Below are 24,398 nucleotides of genomic sequence, written 5' to 3' on the forward strand. Positions count from 1 at the left end.
TTTGAATGTCCTCATTGCAGAGAACGATTCTCCATAGAAAGGAGGTGATCCAGCCGCACCTTCCGATACGGCTACCTTGTTACGACTTCACCCCAATCATCTACCCCACCTTCGGCGGCTGGCTCCCTTGCGGGTTACCCCACCGACTTCGGGTGTTGTAAACTCTCGTGGTGTGACGGGCGGTGTGTACAAGACCCGGGAACGTATTCACCGCGGCATGCTGATCCGCGATTACTAGCAATTCCGACTTCATGCAGGCGAGTTGCAGCCTGCAATCCGAACTGAGACCGGCTTTGTTGGGATTGGCTCCACCTCGCGGTTTCGCTTCCCGTTGTACCGGCCATTGTAGTACGTGTGTAGCCCAGGTCATAAGGGGCATGATGATTTGACGTCATCCCCACCTTCCTCCGGTTTGTCACCGGCAGTCACTCTAGAGTGCCCAGCCTTACCTGCTGGCAACTAAAGTCAAGGGTTGCGCTCGTTGCGGGACTTAACCCAACATCTCACGACACGAGCTGACGACAACCATGCACCACCTGTCTCCTCTGTCCCGAAGGCCGCCTCTATCTCTAGAGGATTCAGAGGGATGTCAAGACCTGGTAAGGTTCTTCGCGTTGCTTCGAATTAAACCACATACTCCACTGCTTGTGCGGGTCCCCGTCAATTCCTTTGAGTTTCAGTCTTGCGACCGTACTCCCCAGGCGGAGTGCTTACTGTGTTAACTTCGGCACCAAGGGTATCGAAACCCCTAACACCTAGCACTCATCGTTTACGGCGTGGACTACCAGGGTATCTAATCCTGTTTGCTCCCCACGCTTTCGCGCCTCAGCGTCAGTTACAGCCCAGAAAGTCGCCTTCGCCACTGGTGTTCCTCCACATATCTACGCATTTCACCGCTACACGTGGAATTCCACTTTCCTCTTCTGTACTCAAGCCATCCAGTTTCCAGTGCGACCCCAGGTTGAGCCCAAGGTTTAAACACCAGACTTAAATAGCCGCCTGCGCGCGCTTTACGCCCAATAATTCCGGACAACGCTTGCCCCCTACGTATTACCGCGGCTGCTGGCACGTAGTTAGCCGGGGCTTTCTTCTCAGGTACCGTCACTCCGGTAGCAGTTACTCTACCGGACGTTCTTCCCTGGCAACAGAGCTTTACGATCCGAAAACCTTCATCACTCACGCGGCGTTGCTCCGTCAGGCTTTCGCCCATTGCGGAAGATTCCCTACTGCTGCCTCCCGTAGGAGTCTGGGCCGTGTCTCAGTCCCAGTGTGGCCGTTCACCCTCTCAGGTCGGCTACGCATCGTCGCCTTGGTGAGCCGTTACCTCACCAACTAGCTAATGCGCCGCAGGCCCATCCCTTAGTAGCAGATTGCTCCGCCTTTCATCCTTTCCTCATGAGAGAAAAGGAATTATCCGGTATTAGCTACCGTTTCCGGTAGTTATCCCAGTCTGAGGGGTAGGTTGCCTACGTGTTACTCACCCGTCCGCCGCTAAGCTTACCCCGAAGGATAAGCTCCGCTCGACTTGCATGTATTAGGCACGCCGCCAGCGTTCGTCCTGAGCCAGGATCAAACTCTCCAAATTGGTATTTAGAAAGAGCGATTGCTCATTTTGAAACATCTGACGAGAATTTGCATTCTCAAGATGAATTTCGAAAGCGTACAAGACGCTGTGAAAATCATCAGTTTTGGATCTCACCGAAGTGATTTCCGATACTCACTCGTTGTTCAGTTTTCAAAGATCAAGCTCGTTGTCAGTGTTGATCATCTCGTCACCAGCAACTCTTATAATATATCATGTTTCCCGATTGAATGCAACATTTATTTTTAAGGAAGTTAGCAATTCATATCGGATAATCATGTTCCAGTCCTTCGCATCATCTTGCTGTTCCCGACTGGATTTATAATATAACACGACTCGTCCTATAAAAACAACCCTTAGCTTTTTCTAATTTTTTAAAAAAGTTAAAACTACTATGCATCACTTATGCCCTAAGGGAATGTTAAAAAAGCATGTAAGGCTGCTTATATGACCGCAGCCTTACATGCGTGTACAACTAGTGTAGGACTAAGAATAATTAGTTCGAAATCCATGGATTCTTGCTTTTCTTAACGCTCCCCGACCGGCTGTTCTGGTTCCCCCCCTGTTTGGAAGCAGGTTTACCGGACTTGTTACTAGCAAGACTTGATGTTTTAACCTTAGCAGCTCCTGTTTTATTGCTACGGTTTTTAGTCTTTGTTGCAGCTTCCGTAGTATTAACTGCTGCTTGAGGTGTATGAAGCTCAATAGGCTCGGGCTCCAATATTTCCGGTACCCGGTTATGATGTGCAAAGTTCTCCATGCCCGGATAGGACGGATAGGCAGGAATGCCGGATACCGGGGAGTTTGCATATGTTTCAAACGGTGCTACAGAATTCGCTGCGGCATTGGGAAAGGTATCCGCTCCTACCCCATAAGGAGAGATTACGCCCGGCTGTGGCATATAAACCGGATAACCACTGAAAACCGGCTGTTCATAACCATAGTGCTGCATAGGAACTTCCCCACCGCAGCCACAGGATGGCCATGGCAGATTCATCGTCTGTCCGCCATATTGGGGTACTCCATAAGACGGATAGTCGACGGCTGGGCTTACTGCGGTTAATGGGCCAGCAGTGTAATCAGGGGTATAGTTCGGATACCACGGTTCCTGAGCCTCTGCGACCGGATACATATTCCCCGGATAAATATAGGGAGGCATGCACTCCTGCATATAAGCGTCCGGCTGAATGTAATTCTGTGCGGGATTCACGCCTATCAACGGCATCGCCTGCTCATAATAAGGATATACTTGCGGGCAATCAAAAACATACGGATTCTCGTTTAATCCGGGGTAACCCGCTGTTTTATCGCATGGCATTTCCTTATTTGCAGTCCAGTACGTCTGCTGAACTTCCGTTTTGCCCTTCTCCTTAGGCATCTCGTAAGCGACAGCCTCCTGCGCAGGAACCGAGATTTGTACATACAGGCTCTGAGACTCATGGACCATCTGGACAGGTGAGACCTCAGGTGCCTTGTTTACTTCAGGAGCTATGTTCACTACTTCTGGCGATATGTTTACTTCAGGGGCTATGTTCACTTCAGGAGCTTTTTTCACTTCTGGAGCTATGTTCGCTTCAGGTTCTTTAGAGACTACCGGTTCGGGGACAGGTGCAGGCATAGGAGCTGCTTCCTGAACCACTTCTTCTTTAGGTCCAGTGTATGTTTTACTGCCGACCTTCGTTTTGTCTACCGCTGCAGGGGATGTGGCTTCAGGCTGAATAAGAGTAGTATTTGTTTGAGTGGATTGAGGCTGTATTGGAGTTGCGTTAGACTTTTTAGGAATATTGACGATTTCACCTGTCAGGAGCGCATTGGGGTTTTTAAGCTGCGGATTAGCATCAATAATTTCCTTTAACGTAATTCCCCAAGCCTTGGACAATTTCCAGAGCGTATCTCCTTGTTTAACTGTATGTTTATAGAAAAGCTCACTGTTATCCGGCACTGGTGTCGGAGCGGAAGGGATCTTGACCTTATCCCCTAAGACAAGCACATCAGGATTACTGATTTGCGGATTGGCCTCAATGATTTTTTGCAGCGATACTCCGTACTTTTGCGATAATGCATAGAGCGTATCGCCTTGTTTGACAATGTGTATTTTCACGCAGCATTAACCTCCTAAAAGTGCTTAATTGTTGGAGCGCGTTGCAATCTTTACAGCTGCAAATTCCGGCTCAGAGCTTCCTGCACTGATCTCGAGCATCGTTATATGCGGTACAGCCGCCTCCTTCGTTACTACATCTTATGCAGCCCATGGGCGATTGACATCCCTGGAACAAAAAAAATCCTTTCATGTCAGACATGAAAGGATTTTTCGATATCAATTTAGAAGTGGCAGAAGCGACTGGATTAGCCCCATACCTTATAGCCGTCTTTATCCACGGCATTGCGGAATTCTTCAAGCAGCTGCAGCGTAATCGGGCCTGCATGTCCTTCTCCGATAATCCGGCCGTCGATTTCGCGTGCGGCGATAACTTCGGCTGCGGTTCCGGTAAAGAAAACTTCATCAGCGATATAAACGTCATGCATCGTGAACGGCTCTTCTTTCAAAGGCAGACCCAGCTTCTCGCAGAGCTCGATAATCGCCAGGCGGGTGATGCCTTCCAGCGCTCCCAGGTAGCAAGGCGGCGTATACACTACTCCTCTTTTGACGATGAAGATATTATCACCGGAGCCTTCGGTTACATAACCTTGGGCGTTCATCATAATCGCTTCGTCGGCTTCCGCCAGATTGGACTGGATTTTGACGAGGATGTTGTTCAGGTAGTTAAGCGACTTGATCTTCGGATTGAGTGCATCCGGGATGTTGCGGCGCTGGGATACCGAAACTGCACGTAAGCCGGTCAGGTAAGCCTGTTCGGGATAAATCGCTAACTGCTCCACAATAATGATTACACTGGCCTTAGGGCAGCGGCGCGGATCAAGTCCCAGGTTACCTGGACCGCGTGAAACGATTAAACGGATATAGCCGTTGCGCATTTCATTCAGACGAATCGTCTCTGCCATTGCTTCCAGCATTTCATCGTAAGTCAGCGGAATGTCCAGCATGATTGATTTGGCCGAATCATACAGCCTGTCCAGATGCTCTTTGCATTTAAAAATGTTGCCGTTATAAATACGGATGCCTTCAAAAATGCCATCTCCATAAAGAAACCCGTGATCAAATACGGATACCTTTGCATTTTCCTTTGTTACGTGTTGTCCATCCAGATAGATCCATTGCTCAGCCATGAACTTACTGCACCTCCGCTTTCTCTTCCTCATAGGTGTATGTGGGATACGAGCCCAGAATCCGTACCTGACAGCCCAAAGCCTTGATCTCTTCAATCGCCGCAGGTAGCAGGACAGATTCTATCGGTTCCAGCACATCAATGTAGAAATAATAAGTACCCAATTTCTTCTTCGTTGGCCGTGATTCAATACGTGATAAATTCAGACGCCGCCAGGCAAATGCGGACAGCACCTGATGCAGAGCTCCCGGAAAATCCTCCGGCAGGGTTACAAGAATACTTGTCTTATCACCGGCGCTCTTCTGCGGAAGGGTCAGCTTGTGCGGTCCCACCAGCACGAAACGCGTGTAATTGTTATGGTGATCGGTAATCTTGCGGTCAACGATCTCAAGATCGTGTGTAGACGCCCCAAGCGCCGTACCAATGGCAGCCCAGCCTTTACCGGGATTGTTCTTCACAATTTCCACAGCTTCTGAGGTGCTTCCGACCGATTCCAGCTCGGCCTGCGGGGCATGCTCACGGACGAACTGCAGGCATTGTGCCATAGCGACAGGGTGAGAGAGAATCTTCACTACTTTGCTGTAGTCCTTATGCCCGCTGCTATCCATAAGTTCCCCGGGATTACTGATCAAATTCTGAACCGACGGATAAATCCACTCCGCCTGCATAGGCAGATTCACTTCATTAATGAGCCAGTCAATATGCAAACTGACCGATCCCTCGATCGTATTCTCAATCGGAATTACACTGTAATCGGTAGAACCGCCTGCCGTAGAGAGAAAAACGTCGGAAATCAGCTTGTGATGCACGATTCGGACAGGCTCATCACCAAACAAATGCAGCAGCGCTTCGTGGGATACGGTGCCCTGCGGCAATACCGCTATTGACTTCATAACTGTACTTCTCCTTTTATCATATCCAAAAATGAATGGTTTTGCATCCCGTTTCTTTCCAGCAGCTCTGCAGTCACACCGGCACCAGAAGGCGGCAGCCAGCAGGTCTGTGCCTGAATACCGTGCTCAAGCATCGTTTCCTTCAGAAAAAGCTCCAGTTCCTGCTTCTTACTCTCTTTCCGGTCCACCAGACACAGCAGCGTCGGTCCCGCTCCGCTAAGCGCAATGCCCAGCGCCCCATGCTGTGGAGCTTCAGCCAGTAGCTTCTCCATTCCTGGTACAAGCGGTGCACGGTAGGGCTGATGCAAGCGGTCCTGCATCGCCCGGCTGATTAAATCCAGCCTGCCAGTGGCAAAGGCCGCTGTTAAAAGCGAGGTCCGGCTAATGTTATACACCGCATCACTTACGGTAATTTCAGCCGGCAATACCCCGCGGGCCTTAGTCGTTGCCAGCTCGAATTCCGGAATAACTACCAGCACCTCAAGCTCCTGCGGCGGCTCGATCCGGATATAATCGGCATGTACACCGTCCCAGACAGCCGTAATAATGCCCCCGAACAACGATGCCCCGACATTGTCCGGATGCTTCTCCAGTGCGCAGGCCATGTCGAACAGTTTCGCATTATCCAGCGGTGAACCAATCATAGCATTCGCTGCTGCCATTCCGCCAACGATGGCGGAGGCACTGCTGCCAAGACCTCGTGTCAGCGGAATTTCGGAATACACTGAAATCGACAGCTCGGGAATCGAGACTCCGGCTTCGGCGAACACCATTTGGGCCACCTGATAAATCAGATTGCTTTTGTCACCGGCAACCCCGTTCATTTCATCTCCAAAAAAGTGAAATACCGTCTCCTCCGCCTCTTCCATCTCAATCCATTCATACAGTGACAGGGCCATCCCCAACGTATCAAAGCCGGGACCCAGATTGGCGGTACTCGCGGGCACTTTTACTCTAGACCTTCCGTACATACTCATAGCTGGTGAAATCTCCTTCATTTTTTTTGCGCGGTATAATAGCTGTTCAGAAGGAGTGTTATCCCTCTACGCGATAGTGGCTCTTAATCCGATGGATGACCGCAAGCTCCTCGAGATGCCGCATTACTTTATTCATACTCGCCTTGCTGGCATTATGCGTTACAATAATAATTTCCGCGTCAGGATTATTCGGATTGGCTTGCTGAACTACGGAATCAAGACTGACATCATACTCTGCAAACACCTGGGTAATCTTCGCCAGTACCCCCGCTTTATCATCCACATGCAGCAGCAGAAAGTTCTTATAAAAAATAGCTTCATCGCTCTTAAGTTTCTTCTGTTTGTAAGGCACTATCTGCTTCAGGCCATTTACACCAAGCTTCAGGTTCTTAATCACAGCCACCAGATCAGCGACAATAGAAGTTGCCGTAGGCATGGCCCCTGCACCTGCGCCGTAGAACATAGTTTCTCCAACAGCCTGCCCGTATACATAAACTGCATTAAATACGCCATTTACAGAAGCAAGCGGGTGACTGGTACGGATCATCGTCGGCTGGACGCTGATGCTGAACTCTTCATCCTCACGTTCTGCGATTCCCAGCAGCTTCATATCGTAACCAAGCCGTTTGGCAAAAGCGATATCTTCCTTGCTCACACCGGAAATCCCGCTGACACTGACATCATTCAGCTCCACATTTGTGCGGAAGCCGAGCGTACCCAGAATAGCCATTTTGCGTGCAGCATCCAGGCCTTCCACATCCGAAGTAGGATCCGATTCCGCATAGCCCAGTTCCTGCGCTTCTTTGAGTACATCATTGTAGGAGGCGCCTTCCTGGCTCATTTTACTCAATATGTAATTGGTTGTACCGTTAACTATCCCCATGATCTTCATAATCTTGTCGGAGGAAAAGCCTTCGATCAATGTACGGATTATCGGAATCCCGCCGGCTACACTGGCCTCATAAAATACATCACACTGCTTCTCCTGAGCCTTAGCCAAAATTTCCGATCCATGGAGTGCCATCAGGTCTTTATTAGCGGTTACAATATGTTTGCCCAGCTCCAGCGCCTCAAGAATATATTCCTTCGTTCCGGCGATGCCGCCCATCACTTCGACGATTACATCAATTTCAGGGTCGCGGATGAGCTCCCAGGGATCTGTAGTGATTTTGGCGGAATCGACTTCGATATCACGCGGCTTATCGGCATTCTTAACAGCAATACGTTCAATAATAATCGGTGAGCCCACTTGACTGCTCAGATCCTCCTGATTCCCTTCAACGATACGGACCACGCCCGCACCGACTGTTCCCAGCCCCAATAGTCCAACTTTAACCGGCTTCATTTGGTTCCTCCTAAAAGTTTTATGAAGCTATACTCCTTAGAACGATCTACGTAATAAAACTCGCTTCGTAAGCATTCACTTAAGTTTTATGAAGTTATACTCCTTAACCTTGGCCGATGATTACGGCCCGCTTCACACCGGAGATTTCCTTGAGTCCTTCCAGCATGTCGCCCAGCTCTTCATTCAAATGTGAAATTTCCACAGAGATCACGACATTGGCCCGTCCCTGCAGCGGAATACTCTGGTTAATCGTCAACACGTTAGCCCCATGCACAGCGACACAGCCCAGCACTTTGGACAGCATACCGGATTCATGCTCCAGATCAAGCGAAATCGTAACAATACGCTCACGCTCGAGCTGATGGATCAGATGAATACCATCTTTGTATTTATAAAAAGCACTACGGCTAAGTCCAACCTGTTCTACACCTTCATGTACCGTCTTGGCGTCACCCGCTTCAAGCAGCTGTTTGACCTGCATGGTCTTCAGCACGGCATCAGGCAAAATGTCCTCCCGGACCAAATAATAGCGTTCTTTCACGAACGTCCTCACCCCAAAGACTTTTGTGTTTACATAGTGGACATTATACTTGAAAGGAGCTGAAAAAAGCAATACATTTTCATACCGAGATTGTATTAGATCATCCCCTGGATACAGTAAAACCCCCGACAAAAACGGGAGCCGATGACACTTGACGATCCTGAGATATCTCCTATTTCAGTGCTGCAAGCTCCCTGTTTCGCTGCTGGAGCGTAGCGAAAATACTCTCCGCCAGTTCATTCGCGGACTCTTCCCAATTGCTGCCCGGGCTTTGAAGCGCCATCAGCAGGGTTACCTGATCATGAAGCAAAGAAATTTGTTGAGTAAGGATAACCTCAATTGCGAACAGACTGGAATGGGAAACCTGAGCGCTGTATTGAAACCGTTCTTCTATGCCGGCAACCAGTTCTGTCAGCCATTCCGCTCCAGGATGCCTCCATGTACCGGCAAGCTCCCTTATATCCTGTAATTCCGCCACATGCTGGCGATGGATCCGCGCAGTATCCTTAGTTCTCTGTACCTTTGCCGCAGCATTCCGGCCGTAAATACCGGCTGCTCCAAGGATAACGACACTGATAATCAGCTCGGCCAGCTGTGATTCAGAGAAGCCCAGGATCATAAAGGAAAATAAAGTGAGGATGACTACTACAGCATAAATTATGCTGACGATATCCGTATAGCCCTTGTTCTTCCGCATAACATCCCCCTTTAACCGTTCCTTTTTGTGCTCCCACATTTTACATTCATTTCCGATTATCATTGTAAACGATTTTAGGGCTGTTTAGGGTTGTTTGCACGAAAAAAACGCCGGCGGTGTGCTCCCCTGACGGGGAAACCACTGTCGGCGTTCCATACCTCTCTGCCTAACCGGCAGATGAATTATTTAATAGTAGCTGCTATTCTCTACAAACTCGAATTCGAATTCCCCTATGCGGACGATTGTGCCTTCCACAGCCCCGCGTTTACGCAGCTCTGCGTCTACTCCCATATGCCGCAGCGTACGGGCCAGCTTCAGAATCGCATCATGCGTGCTTAGCTGCATGCGTTTGAGCATCTTCTCAATACGCGGACTGCTGACGACAAACGCATCATTGTCACGTGTAATAGTGAAAGTATTATCATCTTCGGCTTCCAGCTTGTATACCTTACGTTCCGAAGTTTCTGCAACTTCTTCTACTACCGGAGCAACCGGGATGCTGTCGAGAATATCTGTTGCACGGTACAGCAGTTCCTGAACCCCTTGACGGGTTAGGGAAGAGATCGGCATAATCTCCATATCCGGGCGCAGTTCCGCTACCCGTTCACGGAAGGAAATCAGATTCGCTTCCGAATCCGGCATATCCATCTTGTTCGCTGCAACGATCTGCGGACGGTCAATCAGACTCGCGTTGTATTGCTTCAGCTCATCATTAATGAGCACCCAGTCTTCAAAAGGATCACGTCCCTCGGAACCGGACATATCCACTACATGGATAATAATGCGCGTGCGTTCAACGTGGCGCAGGAATTCATGCCCCAGGCCCACGCCTTCGCTGGCACCCTCAATCAGACCGGGCAGATCCGCCATTACGAAGCTGCGGCCGTCACCAACATCAACTACACCCAGATTTGGAGTAATCGTAGTAAAGTGATATGCGCCGATCTTCGGCTGTGCCGCTGACACCACAGACAACAGTGTAGATTTACCTACACTCGGGAAGCCTACCAGTCCTACATCTGCCATGACTTTAAGCTCCATGACAATATAACGTTCCTGGCCTTCTTCACCGTTCTCTGCAAGCTCCGGTGCAGTATTGTTTGCAGTGGCAAACCGGGTATTTCCCCGTCCCCCGCGTCCGCCCTTCGCCACCACCACCTGCTGGCCGTGGCGGGTCATATCAGCAATGACTTCCTGAGTATCATCATCAATCAGTACAGTTCCCGGAGGAATACGCACGATCATATGCTCGGCGTTCGCTCCGTGCTGGCTTTTGTTGCGGCCCTTTACTCCGCGTTCAGCTTTGAAGTGCCGCTGATAACGGAAATCCATCAGGGTACGCAAGCCTTCATCCACGCGGAAAATAACGTCTCCCCCGCGTCCGCCGTCTCCACCGGCAGGACCGCCTTCCGGCACATACTTTTCCCGGCGGAACGCAACGAGTCCATCGCCGCCGTCGCCGCCCTTCACATAAATCTTAGCTTTATCTACGAACATTCATGTTCACCTTCCTTACATTCCCAGCGGTACTCGCAGTTCTACGTAAGCCTCACTTGGCTTCCACTGCTCCGCCTTCATGATTTTGCCTTGTACTATATTATAAATTTGCCCCTGCAGCAGCTCGGGATTACCATGATCTCCCTTGCTTTCGAAAGAGATGAGAATGTCTCCTCCATCCTGTGTAAAGCCGAGGCGGAGTGTCCGTGTATCGCCCTGTAGCGTAAGTCCGCTGTATTGGTAAGCCCTTACCGTCTGCATTATCACAGAAGTCAGTTCATCCCCCTGATCAAGAGTCAGCTTGTCCTCCAGCTGCAATCCGTCCTCTACCTGCACTTCCAGCTCCAGATTACTCCGGAAGGTGCGGAAGGACTGCAGATAGAACACCAGCGATGGAATGCCAAGCTTAGCGATCCGGCTATCCAGTGCTATGCGTTCCTTTATTCTTTCCACACATTGTACGGATTTATCACGCTTCCCCAGCTGGATATATCCGTAAAGTACCTGCAGATCATTCATCCAGTCATGACGATGATGATTCAGTGTCCGGTTTGCCGCCTGTTGCAGAGTTTTCTCCTGTATGCGCAGTTCCTCTTCAAAATGACGCCGGTTGTAATAAAAGCTGAAAGCAAGCACCCCAGCTACCCATAATCCGAGCAGCAGGCATGTGAAAAAGGAGGTTTGCCAATACACGAGACCTAAAGGAAGCGCTACGGATAACATGACTGCCCAGATCAACCTTTTCCAGGATTTCATTCTTTCTCCCCGTCCCTCAGTTCGCAAAATTCATTCAAAATTATTAATTTGCCCCGAAGGGGCTTTTACCATTTTCCAGTATAACACAGGCGCCGAGTGCAATCACCAGTGCGTGCAACCTATAGATTCTTATATTTTATCAAAAAAACCCCCGGCACTCATGCCGGAGGCTTCTACATACAAATGTGGTTCGGAAAGCTTACGCTTCCACTGCCGCTGCTACCGGAGCGACATCAACCGGGTACACGCTCACTTTTTTGCGATCGCGTCCCCAACGTTCGAACTTCACTACGCCATCAACCAGTGCGAACAGCGTATCATCTTTACCGATGCCTACGTTAGTGCCCGGGTGAATTTTTGTTCCGCGTTGACGAACCAGAATGTTACCGCCGGTAACTGCTTGACCGTCAGCACGTTTCACGCCAAGACGCTTGGAGTGGGAATCACGTCCGTTCTTTGTGGAACCTACACCCTTTTTCGATGCGAATAATTGAAGATCCAATTTCAACATGTTGGTCAACCTCCTTCTTTAAATGATGACTTGCTGTATCTTAATATACTTCCCGTATGATTCTGCGATATCACTGAGCATTAAGACCATGGATTCCAGCAGCAGTTGAACTTTCGCGGACGTTTCAGCATCTTCAACAGAACCCAGGGTTCCGCTTAAGAAGCCATTCTTCATGGAAGTATCCATGGAGATTCCGGTCAGACTCTCAATTGAATTGACGGTACCCACCGTAACGGCTGATACTCCGGCACACACAATATCTTCACCGCGTTTGGCATAACCTGCATGCCCTTCCACCTCAAAACCGATAACAGTACCCATGTTCGAAGCCCGTGTAATCCGCACGTTAATCATTAACGCACCTTCTTACGCTTGAATCTTCTCGATAGTTACTTTAGTGTACGGTTGACGATGGCCTTGTTTCTTGTGGTAGTTCTTCTTAGGTTTGTATTTGTAAACTACAACCTTTTGGCCTTTACCATGTTTCTCGACTTTAGCTGTTACAGACGCGCCGCTTACCAGCGGAGTTCCTGCAGTCAGACCACCTTCGTTAGAAACAGCCAATACACGGTCAAACGTTACGCTTGCGCCGTCTTCAGCCACCAGCTTCTCAATGAACAAAACATCGCCCTCTTGGACTTTGTATTGTTTACCACCAGTTTCGATAATTGCATACATTGTACTTGCACCTCCTCATGTCTCAGACTCGCCTAGTCTAGGTGGCAAATTCCCGTAGGAACTGCGCTTATGTACCCGATCGGAGCGGTTACAGCATGTGCAGGATTAGAAGAATCAAACACATACTTGAAGATATTATCATACTTATTACCTATCGTCAATAGTATAGGAAAGGTATTTAAGAAGTTACGGGTCACTCCAGCCAGGCCCCGACCTTACCCGTGCCCCCGCAGCATTGGCAGATCACGGGGGCGAAGCTTGCCGAGTCATGCCTTGCCTTTTTACGCGTCATCTCCAGCAGTCCAAGATGGGTCCAGCCCAGAATATGCGTTTTGGTACGGTCGCTGCTAATCACGCGCCCCAGCCTTTCCACCACTTGCCTGCGATGTTCTTCCAGTTCCATATCAATAAAATCGACAATAATAATGCCTCCGGTATCACGCAGACGGATCAGCCGGCCGATCTCCTCTGCAGCTAACAGATTCGTACGTGTTACTGTCTCTTCGAGTGTCGCTCCGCCGGTATATTGAGCCGTATTGACATCAATGACGGTTAACGCCTCGGTTTCGTCCCAGATCAGTGTTGCTCCGCCCTCAAGGATAATTTTGCGGCTGAAGCTCCGGAGCAGCTGCTCCTGCACGCCGTACGCAGTAAAGATCGGCTCCTGCCCGCGGTAAAATCCTACAGGCTTGTACCCCTCAGGGGCCATCTCCGTCAGAAAAGCCTCCGCTTCCCGCACGGCCTTGGCCGAGTCAATCATCAGCTCATCAAGCTGCGGATTGTAGGCATCACGGATAAAGCGCTGAACAATACTAAGATCGGAATGCAGAAGTGCCGGAGCTGTCGCCTCTTCTGCCCGGCGGAGAATCATTTCCCACTGTGCCCGCAAAAAGGAAAGATCGCCTTCCACCGCATCCGCCTGTTCATCCTCCGAAACCGTCCGCATGATCAGCCCTTCCTCGCGCCGCCGCAGTCTTTCGCCGATGACTTTAAGCCGGTTCCGTTCCGATTCACGGCTGATTTTTTTGGACACCCCGACGTATTCGGCAAAAGGCATGTACACCATCCAGCGTCCAGGCAATGTGTAGTGGGTGGTGACCCTGGCTCCTTTGCCGCCGCGGGGCTCTTTGCGGACCTGAACGATGATCTCTTGGCCGGGCTGCAGCAGTGTATCAATGGAGGGCTTCACCTCCGGCTGCTTGTCCAAGTGTGGATGCAATACATCATCAACATATAAAAAGGCGTTTTTCTTCTGTCCGATATCGACAAAAGCGGCCTGCATGCCTGGCAGAACATTCATAACCCGGCCTTTGTAATAACTGCCGACCAGCCCTTGCTGCTGATCGCGCTCGGCCGCATATTCCACCAGACGCCCGTTCTCCAGAAGAGCCATCCGGGTAACATGCTGCGTGCAGTGAACGATCATTTGTTTCATGGCTTCACCTCTGGTATTCAATCATTCATGTATCTAAATTCCGAAATAGGAAGAGATCAGGCGCTGCTCCGGTACAACGGCTACCACATTTTTATCATCGTTCATCACATAAATAAAATGATATTGATTACGTTTAAATAGACGCAATATATCATCCAAAGGTTTCGCGGAAAAAGCAACAATAGGACGTGCGGCACTCCCCGAGCGTAAATGCCGTTCATAAGCAGCCTCCCTGTTCATCAGAAAAGCCACAAAGCGGTAAGGCAAATTACGCTGATCCGTAACATTCGAATAGAGCAGAAAAGCACCGATCATCAGCAGGTTCAGCCGCAGGCCGCCGCCTGTCATAAGCGGAAGCAGCGCATAGCAAATGACCAGCACGCTTGCTGTTATGCTCACTCTGCCGCTCCATAGGAGAGTGTAATAATAAGGCACCAGCATGCTAAGCGCAGCCTGAAGGATTTTGCCTCCGTCCAGCGGGAGCACCGGCAGAAGATTAAAGAGTGCAATAATGGCATTTGCCTGTATAAAATAAGCAAGAAAAGCACTGTTGCCGCCTCCTGCATGCTGCAGGAGAAGAGCCATCACAATCATAATTCCGTTCTGCAGCGGTCCGGCAAGCGCAATGGTAATCTCCCGGCCGGCGGTGAGCCGTCCGTGATCCTCGATAACAGCCACCCCCCCAAATGGAAGCAGCTGGACAGACTTGACCGTAACCCCATTCAGCAAAGCGGCAATGACATGTCCCATTTCGTGAATAAATACGATTGTAAATAACGTTAGCAGTTCCAGGAACTGTCCGGTAATGACAGAGAGGAGCATAATCAGCACGAACAGCGGATGCAGCGACAGCTGGATTCCTAATATCCTAATCAAACGATACCACTTCAGCGGGATCAATATAAGTCTTGTCTTTCATAATTGCAAAAAAAAGCAGCGGCGCATCCTGGCTCTCCGTCTCCTGCATCCAGCCGACCGTATCCCCGCTCTGCACCCAGTCATCCGCCGATAGTCTGGTTCCGCTTAAATGGCCGTATTCCGCCGTTATATTGCCGGTATGGCGAACAACAACACGGATTCCTCCTTGTGCTTCTTTCGATACAGAGAGCACACGGCCCGTATCTACACTTTTCACCGTGACATTGCCGCTTGAATCGGCCAGAGGCATAATCTCCACGCCTTTCAGCGTGGAAGCGAAGGCGCGTACGATGCTTCCCTCCAGCGGAGCACTTAAGCTGTGCGAGGCATTCACCTTTTGCGCCGGCACTTCATCGTCACCGAAAATCGGGATAAAAGAAGGCGCCCCGTTAAAATGTGCTTCATACCAGACCTGTGCCGCTGCGAAATCCATGTCATTACTCAGTACATCGGTAATAAAGTCCTGCGCCTTAACCGCCCAAGGCTCCCGGGACATGAAGATGCCCCACACTGCCCCGAACACAAGGACACTGGCGACAGTACGCCGGATGAATCCGGCGGCAAACCGCGGTGTACCGCCTCCGCCCCCCTCGTCCATCCAGCCTCCGCGCTGCTGCTTCCACAGGAGCTCAGGATCGGGCTCCGGTCCGGTTTGTGTCTCGCTTCGCTGCCCAAGTCCCCATTCCTTATAGCTCGTCACATTATCGGTCAGCGTAAACAGCGGCGGTGCCGCTGCTTCCGGGTTCTCATCCAGCAGGCTGCGGATACGTTCCTTGCGGCGTCCTTTGATGCCTGAATTCTGTTCCATATTCATCCCTCCGGCGGGCTTGTTTTAATGCTAGTTTATGAGACCGCAGCATCTGTTTAGAACAAGCCCCAGCGGAAGGGGGTACCAAGAAAAATCCCGCCGCAGATACTCTGCAGGCGGGATTATTATGGATAATTCTACAATTGCTCTCCTTACCGTTTAACCCATACCAAAAAATTTCTTGAATTTACTAAATGCACCCGGCTTGCGGTCCAGCTGCATGAGCGGTACGGCATCACCCAGAATACGCCGCGCGATGTTACGGTAAGCAATCGCCGCAGGCGAGTTGGGATTCATCACCGTCGGCTCCCCGCTGTTCGCGGCCTTGATCACAAGCTCATCATCCGGAACAATTCCAATCAGGTCAATATTGAGTACTTGAAGAATGTCCTCTATATCGAGCATGTCTCCCGACTTGACCAGACCCGGCCGGATTCGGTTGACCACCAGTTTCGGGGATTCCACACTGGATTGCTCCAGCAGCCCGATAATCCGGTCCGCATCCCTTACAGCGGCATGCTCCGGAGTGGTAACCACAATGGCTTTATCCGCACCGGCTATGGCATTGCGGAATCCGTGCTCAATCCCGGCGGGACAATCGATCAGGATGTACTCGTACTCCTTCTTCAGCTCCAGAATAATATCCTTTACCTGCTCAGGGGTAACGGACGTCTTGTCTTTCGTCTGTGCAGCCGGCAGCATATATAGCTCATCAAACCGTTTGTCCTTGACCAGCGCCTGATTCAGGCGGCAGCGTCCCTCCGCCACATCGACGAGGTCATAGATGATCCGGTTCTCCAGCCCCATAACTACATCCAGATTCCGCAGTCCGATATCCGTATCCACCAGACATACTTTTTTGCCCTGCAATGCAAGTGCGGTTCCAATGTTGGCTGTTGTGGTTGTTTTGCCAACTCCGCCTTTGCCCGAGGTTACGACAATCGCTTCTCCCATGGAGGCTACACCCCTTTAAACACATTTAAACCCTGACGTAATTTGACTATATTATGAATTTTGTCGATCTGCATAGCGCCGCTCGATAAATAGGCAAATTCCATGCTGCTCTCCCGGGTTCCCCATTCATCCGGAGGCCGGCTAATGACATCGGCGATCCGCAGCTGTGTCGGTGACAATAAAGAAGCGGCAATAATCGCATCCTGATTGCCGTCCACTCCGGCATGAGCCATACCTCTGAGTGCTCCGAGAATATAAATATCACCTGAACAGGTAATTGTACCTCCCGGATTCACATCGCCCAGAAACAACAGATTGCCCTGGTGATGCAGGACTTGCCCGGAACGAAGCATACCACTCATCAGGAACAAGGCCTCAGGATCCACATTACCTTGATCTTCAACCGCTTCAATAGAGCGAATCAGCAGATTGCCCTGACTTTTTAGAATCTCCAGCACTGCCGCTTTGTCTTCATCGGTGACGGGGCGGCTCCCCAGCTTAACATCCACGTGCACAATCGGACCCGTTAAAATATTTTGATGGCTGTGCTCCAGCTTATAGCGAAGCTCGCTTAAGAGATCTTCAAAGGGACACTTGTCGTCTAGCAGGAATACCAGGCCGTCCTTGATGCCCTTAATCCTTACATGCTTGGATTTTACTGTCATATGCCTGTCCCCCCATCCTCATTCATTCGTTCCGGGTCAGGTAAATTCCTTCTTTGCGTGAAAGAAAATGCGGAGCCCGGTTATGCCGGTTCTTCTTTACGGGTCTCTTTCTTCAATAATTCCAGCTGACGCCTTACCGGAATGTATAAGAGTAATCCAGCGGCAAAATGAAAGAGCATGGTTGGAAGCATATAGTTCAGAAGCGCCCAGTTATAGGGCTCCTGATTGAGATTGAACACACTGTAAATCGCAAACAGTATGCTGTCCTCCAGCAGACTGCCAAGCAGCACCACTGTCATCATCAGCGGAAGCGGCGCGCGCGGAATCTGGAAGATTAGGCCAATCAGATAAGCGGACAGACCCATTGCGAAGGAATGGGCACCCAGTATTCTGCCGTAGTAAATAATGTCATGCAGCATGCCGAAAGACAGTCCTAAGATAAGTGCCGTATGCCGGTGATGGTAGATCGTTACAAACAGGATCACGATAAAAACAAGATTAGGAATAATCCGTAATTCCCAGGCATCCGGAAGCAGCCAGGGTAGAATGGTGCCCTGAAGAATAAATAAAAGAAACAATAACAGTACAAGAACAGATCTGCGCATCCTCACTATTCCACACGCTCCTCCGTAAACACCACGAACAGATCCTTCCAATTCTGAAAGTCAGCCGCAGGGTCAATGAGCGCAGTCGAGGTATAACCGAACTCCCCTTCCTGGACACTCTTCACCGTACCAATGGTTAATCCACGCGGGTACACGCCGCCGCTGCCGGAAGAAATAATGGTATCTCCTGGGGTTATAGGGTCACCTACCGGGATCTTGTTCATCTTCAGCATTCCGGTTTGCTGATCATAGCTTTCAATCATTCCAAAGCTTAGCTTTTCTTTATTCAGTACAGTTGCAGCAATTGGCGGCTGGGAATTAGGATCATTCGCATCCATCATTGTCATCAGCTTCACAGTTGAAGTGAAATTACTTACCTGACTGATAACACCGACCAAGCCTTCCACAGAAATTACAGACATATTAGGTTTGATTCCGTCCTTCGAGCCCAGATCAATCACTATCGAGCTATTGCTCGGCTCTGTCGTCAAGCTGATGACCTGAGCAATATGCAGCTCATACTGGTACAGCTTTTTCTGGGCCTCTCGGAATTCAAGCTCTTCTTTGTAATTCTCATTCTCTGCTTTTATGAAGTTGTAGGTCGCTTTGTCCCGTGTGTACTGGGCAGCCAGAATTTTGAGCCGCTCGTTCTCTTCTGCCAGATCATGCAGATTCCCGATATCTTGGAACAAGCCCGCTACATATCCAGCGGGCTTGTAGAACAAACTTTGCACGAATCCGGTTGTATCCCTGAGGAAATTCTCCGGCCAGGACAAGGCTTTCCTTGCGCCCAGGCTGAAGCCCATGACCACGATGAACATTACCAGTGTAATCAGCAGGATGAACAGACGTTTATTGTTAAACAGCTTAAACAGTTTCAACACCCTCTAACAACCGTATTTCACCCATATCAGGGGTTGATGTGCACATGCAGCAGTATATCCTATCGTTTAGGACGAAGTCCCGTATTGTTGCGGCTCTTGAACAGATGAATGTTCTCCAGCGCTTTGCCTGTTCCGATGACGACGCAATCCAAAGGATTCTCGGCAACGATTACCGGCATTCCCGTTTCACGTGCCAGCAGCTTGTCCAGGTTACGCAGAAGCGCTCCACCGCCGGTCAGCACAATGCCCCGGTCCATGATATCGGCAGCCAGCTCCGGAGGACATTTCTCCAGCGTTACTTTTACAGCTTCTACAATCGCATTCACCGTATCCGACAAAGCTTCACAGATCTCATCCGAAGTAATTGTGAGTGTCTTCGGAAGTCCGGTAACGAGATCGCGGCCGCGGATTTCCATCGTTTCCGCCTTCTCCAGCGGAAGGGCAGAACCCACATCCATCTTAAGCTGCTCCGAGGTACGTTCCCCGATCATCAGGTTATATTGGCGTTTGATGTATTGAATAATCGACTCATCTGCTTCATCGCCGGCCACACGCACAGAACGGCTGGTAACAATACCGCCAAGCGAGATGACTGCAACTTCTGTAGTTCCTCCGCCGATATCTACAACCATGCTGCCTGTAGGCTCCCATACCGGAAGATCCGCACCGATTGCTGCAGCAAAAGGCTCTTCGATAATGTAAGCCTCACGTGCGCCTGCCTGCTTGGTTGCATCCTCAACCGCACGCTGCTCAACCGCAGTAATGCCTGAAGGAACGCAAACCATAACATTCGGATGCCGCTGGAACATAGAGCGCTGCTTCTGTGCCTGGCGGATGAAATATTTAATCATTGTCGCTGTTGTATCAAAGTCTGCGATAACGCCATCTTTCATCGGACGGATCGCACGGATATTCCCCGGCGTACGGCCGATCATTTTTTTGGCGGATTCGCCTACAGCTTCAATCGTTTTGGTGTCTGTATTAATGGCCACCACGGAAGGCTCTCTGACTACAATCCCCTTACCGCGTACATAGACAAGCGTATTCGCTGTCCCCAGGTCAATTCCAAGATCTTTCGTAAAACCACCTAACATGCTTGTATTCTCCTTTTCCTAGTGAATCTGGACAATTATATTACATGTACCCTTTTTCTTTCAAACTAAAAAACCGGCTGTCCCCGATAATCAGGTGATCCAGCACATCGATTCCGACAATTTCGCCTGCCTGAATCAGTCTTGACGTCAGGGCGATATCCTCGGGACTTGGCGTAGGATCGCCGCTTGGATGATTATGTGCACAGATTATCCCTGCACTGCTGCATTTCATGGCTGCCCGGAACACCTCGCGCGGATGCACAATAGAGGCGTTCAGACTCCCCATAGACAAAGTCTCCTGCGATATTACATGATTCTTCGTATTCAAAAACAGACAGACAAAGTGCTCCTTCTGTAAATAACGCAGCTGCTCCGTCAGAATCTCTGCTGCGTCCTGCGGGCAACGAATGGTGACCGGCTCAGTAAGCCTCGAATTCGCCATCCGCCTGCCCAGCTCTATGCCAGCTTTCAGTTGCACCGCCTTGGCAGGGCCGATGCCTTTGATATTCGTCAATTCTTCAATGCTCAGGTCCGCAAGCCCGCGCAGACCGCCAGACTTGCCCAGCAGCTGCTGGGCAATATGAATAGCCGATTCCCGGCGTGTACCCGTACGCAGCAGTATAGCCAGCAGCTCCGCTTGACTGAGTGATTCCGCCCCATAGTGCATCATGCGTTCTCGTGGTCGTTCTTCATGGGGGAGGTCCCGCAGCATAAATGATTGCGACTCCATCCCTATCCCTCTCTCCTTGCTATCCTTGCCGGTTCAGTACAGAAATCCCAAACCGGGTCAGCATGCCGCCAAGCAGCGACAACGGTAATCCGACCACGTTAAAATAACAGCCCTCAATCTCTTCCACCAAAGTGGCTCCAAGCCCTTGTATCGCATAGGAGCCGGCTTTGTCGGCAGGCTCTCCGGTCGCTATGTAAGCGGAGATTTCCTCTTCGCCGAGTGCTCTCATCGTTACTGAGGTTACCCGGTGCGCCACTTCAGACTTGCCGTCCGGCAGCCCGATGCAGGCCACGCCGGTATACACCTGATGAGTCCGGCCCTGAAGCAAGCTTAGCATAACTTTGCTGTCCTGCTCATCCACCGGCTTGCCTAGCACCTTGCCATCCAGCACGACAATGGTGTCGCTGCCGACAATAACGGCGTTCCGCCCTCCGGCGGCAGGCAATACGGCTTCCGCTTTGCGTAAAGCGAGCGTATGCACGATCATCTCCGGTGTAAAGTCCGGCGGCGTGCTCTCGTCAGCATCGCTGACCAGCACCTCGAAAGGCAAGCCAAGGTTCGACATTAGTTCCCGGCGGCGAGGTGAGCCTGAGGCAAGGATAATGAGTCGTGAGTTATCATGCTCCACTGTATAAACGTCCCTTCTGAAGTCAGCAGCTGAAAGCTACAGTCTGCGGTACAGCCACACGGCTGTAATGATACCGGCGAGACTGAGCAGGCACAATTTCAAATGAATAGTGATATCATAGGTTATGATGTCCAAATCGGCTTGCGGCGACCACTTAAGAACAGTCGGGGCTGTAAGAAAAGACAGGGCTTTTACAGGCTCCAGCAGCTTGGCGATCCATGCCCCGGCCAGCCAGCCCAGAATAAGAAATAACAGCAGTGTTCCTACATTTTTCTTCTTCATCCACGTCTTCCCTCGCCATTTTTTGACACCTTAATTATTATACGGTGAAACTGAGTTCAATACAAACTCAAAATCCACATCGGTAATGATTACCATTCAGCCCGGTGAAACCGGATGCTCCGGGTATCAAAAATCCCCCGGCCAGGGGCGGGAGACCGGGCCGGGGGATACTATAGTTCCTGTTAACTAAGCAAGGAGAGCAGGCTCTTCTGGCCTGCCAGGAAGCTCATCATCGAATCCTGCACTTCCCAAAGCAGTCCTTGCGCTTGATTCTTATTATATTCGTTAAGTGCTGCAATTCCCTGGCTCACGGATTTCTCCAGCCCTGCACAAAGGCTCTTCCCCTCGGCAGACAGGCCCGGTTCCAGTCCTTTGACCGCCTCATTCCACTGCATATGAAGATCACTGACAGCAGCGCTGTCCACGTTCCCGCCGGCTCCGCTAAGCAATGAAGCAGACAGGCTGCTCAGCTCATCCACCAGTTTCCCGCTGGCAGCAAAGTAGCTGTTCACAGCCTTAGAGGACCCGGCAAAAGCAGCCTGATCGGTGGCCGGCAATGTCACTTCTCTTACGTACAGCTCAATCCCCTGATTCTTAAGTCCGCTGCTAAGCAGCTTGGCCTGCTCGCGGTCAGGCGACATTCCGGCATAGACCCGGTTGCCGCCCTCAGGATCGAATCCGGCGGCGAGTCCCGCGGCGAGTAATTCCTGCTGCGCCTGCTGTGCTCCTGCCGGGGTACTGAACACACCGTATTGCAGCAGATAGTAGCTCTGTTCTGCAATTGCTACGGGTATGCGGCCTGCAGCAGGGATGTCCGGCAGACCAGTGTCGCCGGTGACCGGCTGGCCGGAAGAAGTGTTCGCCTGGCTCTGTACGGCTGCCGTATTGGATCCGGAAGCCCCGCTGCTGCTGCCATCATTCACACCGCTGATAAAGTTCAGCGCCGCGTAGCCCAGCAACACCCCTATTCCCAGCGCTCCGGCAACAGGGAGTGCAAATTTCCACCATGGCGTGGGCCGGCGGGTCTGGTAAGAGCCTCCATAACTCACTCCGGAGTAGGAGATATCCCCGAAGTTCTCCGGTTCGTCAGCAGGCATAAATTCAGGATACTGGCTGCCTAGTCTGTATTCATCCTCATGAATAATAGCCGGGGGACGGCGCGAAGGTCTTTCCCGCAGATCATACACAGGTTCTACTTCGAAATCCCTATAAGACCGAGTCTCTAAAGGGATTGTCTCCTCACGCTGCTGTGTGCTGCTGTAATCCTTGACTGTGCCGAGACCTCCGCCGCCTGCACTTATATCCTGCGGTGCTTGTCCGCTCTTATCCTTGTTCATATCAAAGCGGAACGTCATTCTTCCGTTATTCAAATCTCACACCTCACTATCGTCTATTCGTTAAGAGAATATATGATAGAGAGGGGGCGAATATGCTATTTTGCTATGATTACACCAAACTGAGCACTTTTTCCTTAATATTGCTTGCCTCATAATACTTCAGCAGTGTCCGGTAGGCCTGATCAGCTATAATCGATCCGAGTTCCGGGGTTTGCAGCAGCTTCACCACTTGTTCGGCAACTTCACCGGTGGTGTCGGCCAGCAGAATGCTCCGGCCCGGCTCGCAATATATTCCCTCCGCACTCTTCTGGCCCGTAACTACCGGTGTCCGCAGCGCCCAAGCCTCAAGAATGTTCAGCGGGCTGCCGCAGCCTTCTCGGAGTGTAGTCACAACCGCCTTCACCCGCCGTATGTATGCATATGCCTCTCCGCTCTCTTCAATGATCCGCACAGAGGAATCCAGCTTAGCCAAAGCTGCAACCTCCGGATGAACCTCCCTGCTGACTATGTAACATTTGCAGTCTGAAACCTTAGCCTTAATTAACGGATATACCTTCTTATGAAAGGTCAACGCCGCATTTTTGCCCTGGGTGGTGTGCATATTCCAGTGAAGCAGGATTGCATTCTCTTTGACGGCAGGCTCGCTGTATTGATAATCGTCCAGATCGATAAAATGCGGCACGACATGAACCTTGCCGGCATCCGCAAAGGACAGGGCCTTGAACGATAGGGCATCCCACTCGGAAGCCGTCAGCAGCAGAGCGGTTTTGTTCAATAATTTACGTTCATCCCGCCGGGACAGTGCCGCATTCAGCTTATGATAGCGTCTGCTTAGACCGCGTTTGCCCGCAGCCTTTCCCTCTGACTGTGTGCTCTCCAAGCGCTGTAAATCGGTAATAATTGCAGCTTCCGGCAGCAACGAAGACACTACATCAATGCAATCGCCTGGCACCCCCTGCGCAATAAATACATGGCTGTATGTATGCAAGCTGCACAGACGTCTGATTTCTGCCTGCAGATCCTTATCTGCATAACTATGAACAGCTTTTCCCCGCAGCTTATATAGCGAATCCATCAGAGACTTGCGGGGCCTGGAGACTTGATTTACAGTGTGCATCCTAAGCGCAGGATCAGGGCGTAATGTTGAATCACGCTGGCACTTGCAATATTCAAGCAGATCGATATCGAATCTCTCCAGCAGGATGCTGATCAGACTTTCCGTTCGTATTTCTCCTTCTGCATCATCCCCCAGACCTTGAATCCGGGCAGAAAGAAACAGCATTTTCTCTCTCATATCTCTAGCTCCTTGGTTCTATAAAAATAATAAACCTCATATTAACGTGCAGAAAAAGCA

25 protein-coding genes, 1 rRNA gene and 1 other annotated feature are annotated in these 24,398 nt (G+C 50.6%); all 26 genes read right to left on the bottom strand.

What is annotated here, in order from left to right; translation table 11 throughout:
* Positions 1-37 precede the first annotated feature (37 nt).
* A 16S ribosomal RNA gene (locus tag QU597_RS22360) occupies positions 38-1,585 on the bottom strand.
* Positions 1,586-2,078: 493 nt separating this feature from the next.
* Positions 2,079-3,683 (bottom strand): LysM peptidoglycan-binding domain-containing protein, encoded by a 1,605-nt coding sequence (locus tag QU597_RS22365; RefSeq protein WP_310829878.1) that lies wholly within the window; start codon positions 3,681-3,683, stop codon positions 2,079-2,081.
* A 245-nt stretch (positions 3,684-3,928) separates the two neighbouring features.
* Positions 3,929-4,810 (bottom strand): branched-chain-amino-acid transaminase, encoded by an 882-nt coding sequence (ilvE, locus tag QU597_RS22370; protein ID WP_054942691.1) that lies wholly within the window; start codon positions 4,808-4,810, stop codon positions 3,929-3,931.
* 4 nt (positions 4,811-4,814) lie between these two features.
* Positions 4,815-5,702: a prephenate dehydratase gene (gene pheA, locus QU597_RS22375; protein ID WP_310829879.1), complete on the bottom strand. Its 888-nt coding sequence runs from the start codon at positions 5,700-5,702 to the stop codon at positions 4,815-4,817.
* Entirely contained in the window at positions 5,699-6,679 is a 981-nt protein-coding gene (thrB, locus tag QU597_RS22380; RefSeq protein ID WP_310829880.1) for a homoserine kinase, read from the bottom strand. The genes pheA and thrB overlap by 4 nt, the downstream gene beginning before the upstream one ends.
* 58 nt (positions 6,680-6,737) lie before the next feature.
* The gene (locus tag QU597_RS22385; RefSeq protein ID WP_310829881.1) at positions 6,738-8,024 is read right to left on the bottom strand and encodes a homoserine dehydrogenase; all 1,287 of its coding nucleotides are present in this window, start codon (positions 8,022-8,024) and stop codon (positions 6,738-6,740) included.
* Between the two features lie 103 nt (positions 8,025-8,127).
* Complete coding sequence (locus QU597_RS22390; protein ID WP_206101668.1) at positions 8,128-8,565, bottom strand: ACT domain-containing protein; 438 nt, start codon at positions 8,563-8,565, stop codon at positions 8,128-8,130.
* A gap of 172 nt (positions 8,566-8,737) precedes the next feature.
* Positions 8,738-9,262, bottom strand: a complete 525-nt coding sequence (locus QU597_RS22395) for a hypothetical protein (RefSeq protein ID WP_310829882.1) — start codon at positions 9,260-9,262, stop codon at positions 8,738-8,740.
* A 186-nt stretch (positions 9,263-9,448) separates the two neighbouring features.
* Positions 9,449-10,759, bottom strand: coding sequence for a GTPase ObgE (obgE, locus tag QU597_RS22400; protein ID WP_310829883.1), 1,311 nt, complete (start codon positions 10,757-10,759; stop codon positions 9,449-9,451).
* Positions 10,760-10,774: 15 nt separating this feature from the next.
* Entirely contained in the window at positions 10,775-11,515 is a 741-nt protein-coding gene (locus QU597_RS22405; protein WP_310829884.1) for a Spo0B domain-containing protein, read from the bottom strand.
* 199 nt (positions 11,516-11,714) lie between these two features.
* Positions 11,715-12,026 (bottom strand): 50S ribosomal protein L27, encoded by a 312-nt coding sequence (rpmA, locus tag QU597_RS22410; RefSeq protein WP_039876443.1) that lies wholly within the window; start codon positions 12,024-12,026, stop codon positions 11,715-11,717.
* Positions 12,027-12,044: 18 nt separating this feature from the next.
* Positions 12,045-12,380 (bottom strand): ribosomal-processing cysteine protease Prp, encoded by a 336-nt coding sequence (locus tag QU597_RS22415; protein WP_206101672.1) that lies wholly within the window; start codon positions 12,378-12,380, stop codon positions 12,045-12,047.
* A gap of 12 nt (positions 12,381-12,392) precedes the next feature.
* Positions 12,393-12,704, bottom strand: coding sequence for a 50S ribosomal protein L21 (gene rplU / locus QU597_RS22420; RefSeq protein WP_054942699.1), 312 nt, complete (start codon positions 12,702-12,704; stop codon positions 12,393-12,395).
* A 14-nt stretch (positions 12,705-12,718) separates the two neighbouring features.
* Positions 12,719-12,804 (bottom strand) — a sequence feature (ribosomal protein L21 leader region).
* Between the two features lie 93 nt (positions 12,805-12,897).
* Positions 12,898-14,139: an Rne/Rng family ribonuclease gene (locus QU597_RS22425; RefSeq protein WP_310829885.1), complete on the bottom strand. Its 1,242-nt coding sequence runs from the start codon at positions 14,137-14,139 to the stop codon at positions 12,898-12,900.
* A 33-nt stretch (positions 14,140-14,172) separates the two neighbouring features.
* Positions 14,173-15,015: a M50 family metallopeptidase gene (locus QU597_RS22430; protein WP_310829886.1), complete on the bottom strand. Its 843-nt coding sequence runs from the start codon at positions 15,013-15,015 to the stop codon at positions 14,173-14,175.
* A complete protein-coding gene (locus QU597_RS22435) occupies positions 15,008-15,865 on the bottom strand; it encodes a peptidoglycan DD-metalloendopeptidase family protein (RefSeq protein WP_310829887.1) in 858 nt (285 codons plus the stop codon). Before QU597_RS22435 ends, QU597_RS22430 begins: the two co-directional genes overlap by 8 nt.
* Before the next feature lie 159 nt (positions 15,866-16,024).
* On the bottom strand, positions 16,025-16,819 hold the full coding sequence (gene minD / locus QU597_RS22440) for a septum site-determining protein MinD (protein ID WP_054942702.1): 795 nt from the start codon (positions 16,817-16,819) through the stop codon (positions 16,025-16,027).
* Positions 16,820-16,824: 5 nt separating this feature from the next.
* Positions 16,825-17,484, bottom strand: coding sequence for a septum site-determining protein MinC (gene minC / locus QU597_RS22445; RefSeq protein WP_054942703.1), 660 nt, complete (start codon positions 17,482-17,484; stop codon positions 16,825-16,827).
* A gap of 80 nt (positions 17,485-17,564) precedes the next feature.
* The gene (mreD, locus tag QU597_RS22450; RefSeq protein ID WP_310829888.1) at positions 17,565-18,095 is read right to left on the bottom strand and encodes a rod shape-determining protein MreD; all 531 of its coding nucleotides are present in this window, start codon (positions 18,093-18,095) and stop codon (positions 17,565-17,567) included.
* Positions 18,095-18,973 carry a rod shape-determining protein MreC gene (gene mreC, locus QU597_RS22455; protein ID WP_206101678.1) on the bottom strand — a complete coding sequence of 293 codons (879 nt, stop codon included), beginning with the start codon at positions 18,971-18,973 and terminating at the stop codon, positions 18,095-18,097. The genes mreD and mreC overlap by 1 nt, the downstream gene beginning before the upstream one ends.
* A 59-nt stretch (positions 18,974-19,032) precedes the next feature.
* Positions 19,033-20,067 carry a rod shape-determining protein gene (locus QU597_RS22460; RefSeq protein WP_054942706.1) on the bottom strand — a complete coding sequence of 345 codons (1,035 nt, stop codon included), beginning with the start codon at positions 20,065-20,067 and terminating at the stop codon, positions 19,033-19,035.
* 40 nt (positions 20,068-20,107) lie between these two features.
* Complete coding sequence (radC, locus tag QU597_RS22465) at positions 20,108-20,797, bottom strand: RadC family protein (RefSeq protein WP_310829889.1); 690 nt, start codon at positions 20,795-20,797, stop codon at positions 20,108-20,110.
* Between the two features lie 19 nt (positions 20,798-20,816).
* Positions 20,817-21,425: a Maf family protein gene (locus QU597_RS22470; protein WP_369698830.1), complete on the bottom strand. Its 609-nt coding sequence runs from the start codon at positions 21,423-21,425 to the stop codon at positions 20,817-20,819.
* Between the two features lie 36 nt (positions 21,426-21,461).
* Positions 21,462-21,707: a DUF4321 domain-containing protein gene (locus tag QU597_RS22475; RefSeq protein WP_206101681.1), complete on the bottom strand. Its 246-nt coding sequence runs from the start codon at positions 21,705-21,707 to the stop codon at positions 21,462-21,464.
* A gap of 182 nt (positions 21,708-21,889) precedes the next feature.
* Entirely contained in the window at positions 21,890-23,077 is a 1,188-nt protein-coding gene (locus QU597_RS22480; protein ID WP_310829890.1) for an SPOR domain-containing protein, read from the bottom strand.
* Positions 23,078-23,153: 76 nt separating this feature from the next.
* Complete coding sequence (locus tag QU597_RS22485; protein WP_310829891.1) at positions 23,154-24,338, bottom strand: glycosyltransferase; 1,185 nt, start codon at positions 24,336-24,338, stop codon at positions 23,154-23,156.
* Positions 24,339-24,398 lie beyond the last annotated feature (60 nt).

The sequence above is a fragment of the Paenibacillus pedocola genome (genome assembly GCF_031599675.1).
Lineage (GTDB): Bacteria > Bacillota > Bacilli > Paenibacillales > Paenibacillaceae > Paenibacillus_AQ > Paenibacillus_AQ pedocola.